This is a genomic window from Nonomuraea sp. MG754425, assembly GCF_021699195.1.
GTDB lineage: Bacteria > Actinomycetota > Actinomycetes > Streptosporangiales > Streptosporangiaceae > Nonomuraea.
This window is the reverse complement of the sequence record NZ_SSXE01000018.1, coordinates 59,133-70,576: the sequence shown is the minus strand read 5'-3', so window position 1 is coordinate 70,576 and position 11,444 is coordinate 59,133. Positions and strand designations below refer to the sequence as shown.

Sequence of the window (11,444 nt, the reverse complement as noted above, 5' to 3'; positions counted from 1 at the left end):
CTCATGGGGCTGGGGCATGCCATCACGTTCACATACTCCAGCCCTCGCACACCAGGAAACCGAAAGATCACCCAACGTGATCTAGCCATGTAGTACTAGGAGACAACCGGCCTCGGTGAGGATCTCGTCCATGAGGGCGGGGAGCTTCCCGTCCCTGTCACGGAACAGGAAACGCGCTCGGCAGCCCGTACCGTCCAGGTCCATCACCAGGTTCGTCATCGCCTGAATGACCCAGTCGGCCGCCTGGATGGCGCGGGCGTGGCGGCCGGCTGGTTTGAGACACCCGACGGGGTGGCTGGTCTCGGCGTGGACGTGCCATGAGCGAGGATCTGGGCGAGGCCGGACTTGACGTCCTGGAGACCGCCGGCTCCGACGACGCCAGCCCAGTGGGCCTCCAGTTCGGCGAAGTAGGTGGCGCTGATCTCGGCGGCGCGGGTGCCCCGGTCGGCGAAGATGACGACCCTGCCCCGGCCATCGTTGGGATCGGGGACGCGTCGCACGTAGTCGTGCTGTTCCAGGTAGCCCACGAGTTCACTCATCGCCTGTGGAGTCATCCCGGCTCTGCGGGCCAGCGTGGTGGGGCGGGTGCCGTCGCAGTCCATCAACCGGAACACGTTCAAGTAGTGAGTGGGGCGTAGATCCTCGTATCCGTTCTCGACGAGGTGGCGGTAGAGCCCGTCGATGATCAGGTTGAACGCCTGGCCGATGAGCTGCGGCAGGAACGACTCCGCAGTTGTGGATTGTTCGGACACCTTATAACCTAGCCTTATCAAGCTTCCTGAATACTTTTAGTATAGCCGAAGGTGACCCGATGCCCCAGCCCCTCCCCGCACGACCAGCACCGCACCTGCCCTCACCGGAGACGGCGAGGATGAAGCCATGAGATGGCGTAGAGCCGCGAGGATCGTCGGCGGGACGCTCCTCATCCTGCTGGGCCTCCTGTGGATCCTCCAAGGCGCCGACGTGGTGCAGATCGATCCCATCCTGTGCGTCGCCGACTGCCGGCCCGTCACCGGTGGATCACCTGGGTGGCTGGCCGCCGGGGTGGTCGCCGCGGCGGTCGGGATCGTGCTGGTGATGATGCGGCCAAGACAGCGACGAGCTACATCAAGCCGGATCTGACAAGGGCGCGATGGCGTTGCCGCCCGTTCCCCGATCTACTCGTTCTGAGCTGCCGGGCCAAGAGCGCCTCGCAGTTCATCCCGGGCCGGCCGTACTCCTTCGTCGCGGCGTTGGACAGCCGACCGAACACCCGAACCAAGGCCGGCACACGCAGGGATCTTGCCCACACAACGTCTCAAACCGCAGATCAAGCACCACGCGATGAGTGAGGAAGCGGTACAGGGTGTTCTGGATCGTGGACGACGGCTCCTCCCACCGTGGCAGGGAAGCCGCCGACCGGCTGGCCGGCCGCTTCCCCGACACGGTGATGATCCACCCGCCCGTGCCCGCCTCCCGGCTGAACCAAGTGGAGATCCTCTTCGCCATCGCGCAGCGCAAGGTCGTCACACCCGACGACTTCACCGGCCTTGACCAGGTCGAAGACCGGCTCATCGCCTTCGAGCGCCGCTACATCGAGACCGCCCGGCCCCTGAGGACCTCCTGGCCCGGATCGGATTCACCAGCGAGATCACTTAGCCGTGGTGGTCCCAGCGGTTGCCGGCGCCGGGGGCGCTTGGCCGCAGGCGCTCCCGCCCCCCGCAGGACCGAGCGACAGTGACGTTCTCGAACGAGCTCTCCGTGGATGCGTAAAGCCCGACGCCGCCGCTGCGCACCACGGTGTCGCGACCCTTCAGAATCTGATCGCCGTTCAACGTCACGGTGATGCGGTCGCCGTGAATCGCCGCACCCAGTCGCACGGGACCTGTCAACGGGTCGCTGATCGATGCCGTGGCCACTGTGACGGGACCCGACGCGTGAGCCTCGCGGATGATGCTCGCGTACTGGGTTCCGTTGCTCGTCTTGCCGACGTGGATCCGATACCCGTACGCGTCCGTGGTGTCTCGCAGCGAGATTCCCGCGTTACCGACGGATCCGTCGATCGTGACCGTGGTCTCCACGACATAGTCGCACGCCTCGGAGAAGCGCGTCGGCAGTGTCGAGTCGGCCAGTACGTGCGCCCGGCCACCGGCAGGCGGCGTGAGGTGCAACTTGCCCGAGGCGACGGACACAGTCCCTGTTATTCCTCGCCAACTGGCCTGATCGAGCCCTTCCCTGATCACGATGTTGTCGAAGGTCGCGGCCCGCCGATGCGTGAAGGCGGCGGCACCACCCGTCGGCAACTGTCCGTCGTCCGCGGAGATCGACGTATCGCCGACCTTGGCGCTCAGATGCCTGCCGATCGCGGACACGACCAGCTTGTGCGGGACGTTGGCGCCGCTCGGCAGTGCGGTCTCCGCGAGAACCGTGGTCGTCGAGTTGTATATCTTCACGAGCCGCAGCGTCGCTCCCGACGTGGAGTTGAGCACTTCGGCCCGGTAGTAGTTGCGGGAATCGTGGTAGCGGAAGGCGAGACCGGTACGGGCCGTCGTCTGGCCGCGTACCCCGGGAACGATGTCCGCCGCCACAACCACGTCATCGGGTACGTCCTGCAGCGCCGCGAACGACACCATGTCCGCGGTCGAGGTCTGTGCCAACTGCGTGTCCGGCTGTGCGCCGGTCAGCGCCCAGGTCCCCTGGACCGGCGTCCAGCCGCCAAAGGATCCGTTGAAGTCATGGACGGTGCGGTCCAGGCCGGCATCGTCGAACTCGTCGTTGAGCACGGGTGCCGGGGCGAAGTGTTCCTCGAGTGACACGGTGATGAGGTTGCCCGTGCGGGTGAACGCGATCGGGGTGTCGTTCACCATCACCGCGTTCGCGTTCGGCGCGTCGATGGAGAGCGTGCCGGTGAACGGGTCCCCAAGCGAGATCCGGGCGGTCGCGCCGCGCAGTTCCACGCTGATATCGGACACCGGCGCGGATGCGCTGATGACGGTGTTGTCCTGGTCGATCAGCGACGACCCTCTGGTCAGCGCGTACCTGGTAAGCCCGCCGCCCGAAGCACGCTCGAGGTAGGCGGTCTCGGCGTTGGTCGTGGCGGCCCCGAACGCCCTCGACGAGGGAGTCGCCTCGCGCGACAGGTAGAAGCGTCCGGTCGCGTCCGGCAGGGCGATCTCCATCGCCGTCGCCACGGAGTGACTCACCCCGGGCATGGCGATGCGCTTGGCCGTCACCGAGGGCGCCGCGCCGGCCTTGCCGGGAACCACGACCGTGTCCAGTCCCGTCGCCCCGGTGGAGGACCAGTCGTACGACAGGTAGTCGACGTTGGTGAGCACCTGCTCGCCGACGCGTACGGCGCCATCCTCGTGGACCCTGGGGGTTACCGCGGCGCCGGCCGTTGCCACCGGGATGAGCCGCACGCCGGCGACGGGTGCGGCTCCGGGCACGGTGTCGAACCCGACCGTGGCGACCTTCGTCGTCGGATTGACGGTCACCGGATCACCGGGGAAGTGCCAGAGCTGCCGGTATTTGTGCGCGGCGGTGTCACCGGTGAGGTCGTCGGAGACCACCCAGAAGCCGGGCTTGACGAAGTAGACGGCGCGATCGTGCGCGACCGGCTGGTAGCCCATCGCCGCACCGCGGTAGATGTCGAGGCCCGCGTTCGAGCGCCACAGCGACGTTGTGCGGCGGACGCCGGCGGTCTGCGGGAGTCCGTCGACCTCGATGGTGTTGTGCGCCTCGGTGGTACGGCGCATCCAGTCGTTCGTCGGAGTCGCGCTGTAGTCCCCCACCCCGGAGTCGACGATCAGCGGACGCCCGTACGCCGCCATCACCAGGCTGAGGTCGTCCGGATGCCGATGCGAGGCGGTGTAACTGGAATTCTGATTGTTGATCAGCATGTACCGGGCATCGGCGTCCCACCCGGAACGCTGAACCGCGAAGCTGATCGGAAACACCGTGGACGACAGCGTCGGGGCGCTCCCCTCCGTTCGGCCGGAGGCGACCCAGGTGAAATCGGGCCAGGAGTTGCGTACCCCGCTCCTGCGAATGGCCGACGTACCCGCGTAGTCGTTCGGCGTGTCGCCGATCGCCGCGGGTTCCAGGTTCGGCTGACGGGTCGCGAACAGCGAATCCGCGATCCAGTCCGCTCCCTGGACGAGCGAATCAGGAACGGTTCGCCCGTTGGCCTCCGCGACTGCTATGACGGAGTTGAGCATATCCGCCACGTATGCCTGATAGTTGAACGCCGGCTCACGGTACACACCGTCGCCCTTCAGGTACGCGCGCAGGAACCGCTCGGCCGAGCGCACCGCGAACCACTCCCAGCCAGGCGATGACGAGAACTCGGGCAGAAACACGGCTGCCGCGTGGACGGAGCGGGCCATCGACACGTACCAGTTGTTTCCGACATGTATCTGCATCACGCCGACGAGGAAGTCCGTCGTGGCGTGCACGCCGGACAGGTACGCCACGAGATCGCTCGCGTCGATGCCAGGATCGGTCCGGAACACGGAGAACGCGCTGACCAGTTGGGCGAGCCGCTTGGCCGCCGACAGGTTGCGGCCCTGCGGCCAGCTCTGATTGTCGGCGAAGAAGTCCAGCGAGATGTCCATCCACGCCGCCGCGTACGCCGCACGCTTTGCCGGGTCACTCTCCGACACGTAGGCGAATGCCAGTTTGGGCATGAACGTGAAGTCGCTCATCAAAGTCTGCGCGCTGCCCGGGGTGGTCTGCGTCCCACCCCAGAGGTCCTGCCAGTCGATGTCGATCCGCTGCTCGGCGCTGTTGTAGAAGTTGCGGGTCTCGGCGCCGAACCGGAAGATCCCCGCCGCGAGCTCGTCGGGGCCCGAGTCGCCACCGCCCAGGCCCTCGGCCGGAGCCGGGTACTGGACGTCGGCGCGGCCCGCGTAATACACCTTGAGCTCGCTCGCGGCGCCCACTTCATCACCGGCGGCCAGCTTGGCCGCCACCGCGCCGAGCCCCGGGCGCGTCAGGTCGAGCAGCCCGCCGAGATCCGACATGTCGGCGGCGGCGGCCCTGCCCGGCGACAGAAGCGCCGCCACCAGAGCCAGCACGACCGCCGTACAGACCCGACGACGCGGGTACCAACGTAACTTGCTCCGTCTCACCACTGTCTTCTCCCTAAACCCGTGAGAGTGTTGCTGAGTCCAGCGCGTCAACCACCCGCCTGCTCCTCGTACTCGGCCTTGATCTTGTTGCCCACCCGGTCCATGAACTTCGTGATGGCCGGCTGCCACGCCGAGACGGGCTTGTTCCCCAACTGGATCTCCAGCAGCACCGAGTCCAGTTCCTGCTGCTCGCTGGCGGCCTTGCTGGCGGCGGTCTCCGAGTACAGCCCGAGGGTCGGGTCCGCGACGGCAAGCGGGACGCCGGCGACCTGGTGGTCGTGCTGGTCCTGTACGGCCTGGCGGTTGCCCGGCTCGTAGATGACGGGCGATGCTTCGGCGAGGTACCGCACCGGCAGGAACATCTGGCTGCGCCCGCCCTCGGTGAGGGTCGGGTCGGAGCCGTTGCGGTTGAACGTCTGGCCCTCGACGCCGTACCGGAGGGCCAGGTACTCGCTGCTGCCGAAGGGTGAGCACATCCAGTCGAGGACCCTGAGGATCTGCTTGATCCGGTCGGCTTTGTCGGTCCTGGCCACAGCGGTGAAGCTGGACAGGGTCGGGCCGGGCGTGCGTACCTGCGTCCCTGTGCCGTCGCGGGTGGGCGAGAGCATGCCGGTCAGGCGGAAGCCGGGCACGTCTATCGCCTGGCCGTAGAACTTGCCCCACCCGGCGTACCCGCCGATGGTGAACGAGGTCGTGCCGGCCAGCATCCACCCGTTGCGCTTCGTGTTGGGCGCGCCCGCGTGGTCGGGATGCATCACCCCCGACTTCACCAGCTCGACGGTGTCCTCGAGGGCCTGCGTGAACTGCGGTGTCGTCCCGGAGTGGGTGAAGACGCCACCCTCGGCCTGCCAGACGCCGACGCCGCCGGGCCAGTTGCCGGTGATCCCGTTCATCTCAAGGATCGTGTTGAACGGGATCTGTCCGAACGCCCACCGACCGGCCCGCTCGTCGGTCAGCGCGCCCGCCATCTGCTTGAACTCGGCCCACGAATCGGGCTGGAGGCTGAGTCCTGCCTTGGCCAGCAGGTCGGCCCGGGTGTACAGCACGGTGCCGATCCGTGCCCGCGGCACGGGGATGCCCCAGATCCGCTGGTCGTAGACGGTGCTGCGCCAGGCATCGGTGGGCAGGGCGGCGAGGTTCGGGTAGGCGAGGACCGCGTCCCCGGACAGGTACTCGGTGAGGTCGGTGAATGTCGCCTTCAGCATGGCCGGCATCTGCTGGACGACGCCCTGGATAGCCACCATGTCGGGCAGATCGCCACCGGCGATGGTCGTGGCGACCTTGCTCCGGTAGTCGGTCGAGGCGACGTACGCGATCTTCAGTTCGGTGCCGAGTTTGCTGTTGAGGTTCTGCCAGTAGGGGTTCGAGCCGAGCGCGGGGGCGATCGGGTCGTAGGTGTACGTCAGTGCCGTGACGGCTTCGCCCCGCACCGGTTGTGATGCGGCGCTGGAGGCGGTCGGGTAGGTGAAGTATCCCGGCGACACCCCCGCCGGCTCGGCGGCCAGGTCGGGCGTGGCCGCGGTGACGGGCTTGTAGGTGGGCAGCTTGACCGACCCGGTCGAGCTGTTCGGCGAACTCGGGCTGCCGTCGCCGCAGGCCCCGAGCAGCGGGGCCAGCCCCGTTGCCGCGCCGAGTGCCAGGACCTGGCGGCGGCTGAAGGTGGGTGCCATGACGTCTTCTTTCCACATTGTGTGGACGACCGGTCAGCCCTTGACGGCGCCGACCATGAGTCCCTTGGCGAAGTGCTTCTGGATGAAGGGGTAGACGAACAGGATGGGCAGGACGGAGATGACGAGAATCGCCATCTGGACGGAGATCTGTGGTGGCAGGTTCTCCACGTTCGAGCTGAGCTGGTCGGACCCGATCGGGGTGTTGTTGACGACGTAGGTGCGCAGCACCAGTTGCAGCGGCCACTTCTCCGACGACTGGAGGTACAACATCGCGGAGAAGAAGGCGTTCCAGTACGCCACTGCGTAGAACAGCCCGATCACGGAGACGACCGCCTTCGACAGTGGCAGGACGATCCGCAGCAGGATGCGCATCTCCCCGGCACCGTCCATATAGGCGCTTTCCCGCAGCTCGCCGGGGATTCCCTGGAAGAACGCGCGCATGACGATGACGTTGAACGCGTTCACCAGCACCGGCAGGATCAGTGCCAGGTAGCTGTCCAGCAGGCCAAGCTGTTTGACCGCCAGGTACATCGGGATGATGCCCGGGTTGAACAGCAGGGTGAACACCGTCATCAGCAGGATCGGCTTCTGCAGCAACGAACCTGGCCGCGACAGCGCGTACGCCAGAGCGATCGTGGCGACGAGGCTGAGTGCCGTGCCGACCGCGGTGATGCCGGCGCTCACCAGCAGCGCACGGGTGACGATTCCGCCGGACAGGACGGCCCGGTAGGAGTCCAGCGTCGGTTGGTTCGTCCACAGCACGAAGCCGCCCGCCCCGTTGACCTCCGCCGGAGAGGCGATGCTGGTCACGAGCACCGCCCAGAACGGCACCAGAACCGCCAGGCAGCCCAGGCCGAGCACGAGTCCCCGCGCACCGAACCCCAGCTTGCTGGGCTCGCCCATCCAGGCCGGACGCCGGCTGCGTCCCGAGCGTGGCCGCCGCGGCCCGGTGCCCGCGGCGGGGCGCGCCACGGACACCGCGGTCGGCACAGATCGGCTCGTCACTTGGCGTACACCCCCTGCTCGCCCAGGGCGTGGGCCAACCGGTTGGCGCCGAGCACGAGCGCGACACCGACAATGCCTTTGATCAGCCCCACCGCGGCCGCGGTGCCCCAGTCGCCGCCGACGATCCCGTGGTTGTAGACGTATGTGTCGAGTACTTCGCTGGCGCCGGCGCCGACCTGTGCCTGCTGCAGGATGATCTGCTCGAACCCGACGGACAGCGAGTCACCGAGCCGCAGAATCAGCAGCAGGACGATCACCGGGCGGATGTAGGGCAGGGTCACATGCCACAGGCGGCGAACCGCCGAGGCGCCGTCCACCACCGCGGCCTCCATCTGCGCCGGATCCACTCTGGACAGTGCGGCGAGGAAGATGATCGTCGACCAGCCGGTGTCCTTCCAGATCACCTGCGATGTGATCATGAGTTTGAACAACTCGGGTACGCCGACGATGTGGAACGTGGACAGGTCGGCCGAGCGCAGCCAGGCGTTGAGCATCCCGCCGTTGCCGAACATCTGCTGGAACAGGGCGACCACGATGACCCAGGACAGGAAGTGCGGCATGTAGAGGATCGACTGGGCGAGGCGTTTGAGCCGTTCGCTGATGGTCGCGTTCAGGATCAACGCGAGGCAGATCGGCAGCGGGAACACGAAGACCACCTGGATCAGCGTGATGATCAGTGTGTTGGCGAGTGCGCTGAGGAACACCGGGTCGCCGGTGAGCACCGGCTCGAAGTTGTCCAGCCCGACGTACGGGCTGTGCCAGATTCCGAGGAACGGCTGGAAGTCCTGGAACGCGATGATGTTCCCGCCGAGCGGCAGATAGTGGAACAGCAGCAGCGCCGTGACCCCGGGAAGCGCCAGCAGCAGCAGGACCCGGTCGCGCCGCCAGCGGTCGCGCAGGCTATGCATCGCCGCTCTCCACCGGTGCAGGCAGGCCGATGGGCCGGCCCGCGACGCAGGCTCGCACCGCCGCCCGCAGCCGGTCGTCGGCATTGGCCGCGACCTTCCTGCTCCGGGCGACCGCGGGCGCCGGGTCGGTGGCGATGTCGGTGACCACCGCGACGACCGTCGCCGCGGCACGATGGTCGAGCTCGATCACCAGGTCCGGGGCGCCGAGGTCGGCGAACATCTGAGATTTCGTGGTCTCGGTCGGCTGCCGGAGGTAGACGGTCGGGATCGCATGTCGTGCGGCCAGGATCGGCGAATGACACTCCATGCTGACCACCAGCGACGAGACGGCGTAGACCCCGGTCGCCTCCTCCAGCGGCCAGTACCGGTCCAGGATCCGGACCTGAGCGAGCGTCTGTGGGCTGAGCAGGCTGGGAAGCTGCTCGTGAGCGAGCTCGACGGCATAGCTCATCTCGGGCACCACGACGGCCGGCAGGCCGCTGACGCGTACCCAGGTCTCGATCGCCGCCGCCAGCACCGCCAGGTCGTGCGTCACGGTGGCCCGGTTGACCGCGTCGCGCCGCATCTGCTCGCGGGTCGGTTCCGTGCCGTAGATCTTCGCATAGGGGGCGTAGCGCAGCCGCGGGACGAAGCAGGCGAACCGACCGGGCTGCAGGCCGAAACCCTCCAGCAGGCGAGCGGCGGCGACGGCGTCAGTGTGGTCGAACGCGAACGTGCCATCCGGCCCGAAGGCGAGGTCGGGCCCGGTTATCTTCTGGCCGCGCAGGGTGGCCAGGGTCAGCGTTTCGCGGCAGTACACGAAGTCGGCGCTGTCGAAACGGTCCTTGACGTCGTCCTCGAGATAGGACGGTGGGAGCAGATCGACCATCTGTGCCAGCTCCGGCAGCGTCGCCATGGTCGGTGGGCACAGCGGATCCACGGTGACCCCGAAGTACCCATACGGGCGGCCCACGTGCTCGCGCCACCAATCGATCTCGGTGCCCTGGAAGGCGTCGGCGCCCGATCCGTGCATCAGGACGTCCGCGCCGTCGATGGCGGCGGCCAACTCCGGGGTGCTCGGCCCGTCCCCGCCGAGAGTGCCATCGACGACGCGCAGGTCGGGAAACGCGTGCCGCAGCATGGATCGTTCGCGCTCCTCCAGCCGCACCGGCCAGAGGATGACCTCGACCTCGGGGGCGAACCGCTGAAACGCCCGCACCACGCCAGGGGAGTGAGCCACGTCGCCGATGTTCACCGTCGCCCAGGAGGACCGCAGGAGGACGGTGCGACATGTCGCTGTCATATGAACTCCTTCGTGACGTAACGTGAATTCAAAATAGGGATGGTGAGACGTTACGTCAAGAACCGAGTAGGCTTGCACCATGGCAACGCAACGTGACGTCGCACGGGCGGCTGGGGTGTCACTCGCCGTGGTGTCGGCGGTGGTCAACGGCACGAGCCACACCCGGATGAGGGAATCCACCCGCACCCGGGTGCTCCGGGCGATGCAGCAATTGGGCTACCAGCCGAACCAGACGGCGCGCTCGCTGCGGCTCAACCAAACCGACATGATCGCGATGATCCTCAACAAGCTCGACAACCCGGTCTACGGACCGCTGCGGCACGGGGTCTACGAGGCGGCGGCGGAGCACGGCGCGACGGTCCTGCTGGGCGATGCCGAAACGATGCGCTCCGGCAGCCAGTTCCTGACCCGGCTGCTCAGCCAGGGCACGGTCGACGGTATCTTGATCCGCGGCGAAGGGCTGCTGGACGACGACGTGCTGGCTGAACTCCGCTCCCACCCCAAGCCGATCCTCGTCCTGGAACACGCACTGGACCATCCCTGGATCGACGTGGACGATCGCCGCGCGGGCGAGATCGCGACGCGGTTCCTGGTCAACCTCGGCCACCGCCACATCGTCTTCGTCGGGGGTTTGGGATACCTTTCCCAGCAGCGCTACCTGGGCCACCGGCAGGCGATGGACGCCGCCGGCCTGACACCGGCTCCGCACCTGGCCACCGGGTTCGGCGAGCAGGCCGGCGCCGACGGGCTCCGGCAGGCCATGCAGGCGGCAACCGCGCCGACCGCCATCGTCGTCAACAACATCATGAGCGCGGTCGGGGTCCTGGCCGCCGCGAGCGACCTCGGCATCGCCATCCCCGGCCAGCTCTCGGTGGTCGGCATCCACGACGTCGACCTGATGCAACACCTGCGCCCGGCCGTCACCGCAGTCCGGATGCCCATGTACCAACTCGGCCGGGCCGGCGTCGAGGCGCTTTACGACCTGATCGCGGGGCGGCCAAGCGCAGGCGGTGTCATCACCGACCCCGAACCCAAACTGGTGATCCGTGACTCAGCGACTGCTCTGACCCGGATCCGCGATTAGCGTTCGCATGATCGCCCGCGGCTCATTTCGACTGCCGTCAGCCTCTGTGGTGGGGCCCGGGTGGCCATGATCGGTGGCGCTGCGCCAGCAGGAGCAACGAGCCCGCGACGAATTTTTCGCCACGCATGCTGCGGCATAACCAGCAGGGTCGTCAAGGTCTGCCCGAATACTGGCGCCACCATCTCGGCCAAGAACACCAGCGCGTCCATGGCCGGCACGACAACCAGCTCATCATCTGATCAACTCGGTCCGTCAAAGGAGCCGCACCCGTCGCCCAACGACCGCGGTGGTGGCGAACCGCCACACGGGCGGGCCTGAACGTCGACGCACGACCAGTCTCAATCCCTCAACCCCAAGAGACTTCGAGGCGGGCATCACTGAACCATG

The 11,444-nt window shown here is 67.4% G+C and carries 8 protein-coding genes; 2 read left to right on the top strand and 6 right to left on the bottom strand.

Translation table 11 applies throughout. The features are described from left to right. Positions 1–215: 215 nt before the first annotated feature. Positions 216–752 (bottom strand): MarR family winged helix-turn-helix transcriptional regulator, encoded by a 537-nt coding sequence (locus FAF44_RS09415; protein WP_237102663.1) that lies wholly within the window; start codon positions 750–752, stop codon positions 216–218. A gap of 127 nt (positions 753–879) precedes the next feature. On the opposite strand from FAF44_RS09415, the gene FAF44_RS09410 reads away from it, so the two are divergent. After that, positions 880–1,122 (top strand): hypothetical protein, encoded by a 243-nt coding sequence (locus FAF44_RS09410; protein ID WP_237102662.1) that lies wholly within the window; start codon positions 880–882, stop codon positions 1,120–1,122. Positions 1,123–1,634: 512 nt separating this feature from the next. Here the strand turns inward: FAF44_RS09410 and FAF44_RS09405 are convergent. The 5 genes from FAF44_RS09405 to FAF44_RS09385 form a co-directional block, all read right to left on the bottom strand. After that, positions 1,635–5,054, bottom strand: a complete 3,420-nt coding sequence (locus FAF44_RS09405; RefSeq protein ID WP_237102661.1) for an alginate lyase family protein — start codon at positions 5,052–5,054, stop codon at positions 1,635–1,637. Positions 5,055–5,155: 101 nt separating this feature from the next. After that, the gene (locus FAF44_RS09400) at positions 5,156–6,778 is read right to left on the bottom strand and encodes an extracellular solute-binding protein (RefSeq protein WP_237102660.1); all 1,623 of its coding nucleotides are present in this window, start codon (positions 6,776–6,778) and stop codon (positions 5,156–5,158) included. A gap of 33 nt (positions 6,779–6,811) precedes the next feature. After that, complete coding sequence (locus tag FAF44_RS09395; RefSeq protein ID WP_237102659.1) at positions 6,812–7,783, bottom strand: carbohydrate ABC transporter permease; 972 nt, start codon at positions 7,781–7,783, stop codon at positions 6,812–6,814. Further along, positions 7,780–8,691, bottom strand: a complete 912-nt coding sequence (locus FAF44_RS09390) for a sugar ABC transporter permease (protein WP_237102658.1) — start codon at positions 8,689–8,691, stop codon at positions 7,780–7,782. Before FAF44_RS09390 ends, FAF44_RS09395 begins: the two co-directional genes overlap by 4 nt. After that, entirely contained in the window at positions 8,684–10,054 is a 1,371-nt protein-coding gene (locus FAF44_RS09385; protein WP_237102657.1) for a polysaccharide pyruvyl transferase family protein, read from the bottom strand. The genes FAF44_RS09390 and FAF44_RS09385 overlap by 8 nt, the downstream gene beginning before the upstream one ends. Between FAF44_RS09385 and FAF44_RS09380 the strand changes: the two genes are divergently transcribed. Beyond that, positions 10,053–11,057 carry a LacI family DNA-binding transcriptional regulator gene (locus FAF44_RS09380; RefSeq protein ID WP_237102656.1) on the top strand — a complete coding sequence of 335 codons (1,005 nt, stop codon included), beginning with the start codon at positions 10,053–10,055 and terminating at the stop codon, positions 11,055–11,057. The genes FAF44_RS09385 and FAF44_RS09380 overlap by 2 nt on opposite strands. The last annotated feature ends 387 nt before the right edge of the window (positions 11,058–11,444 follow it).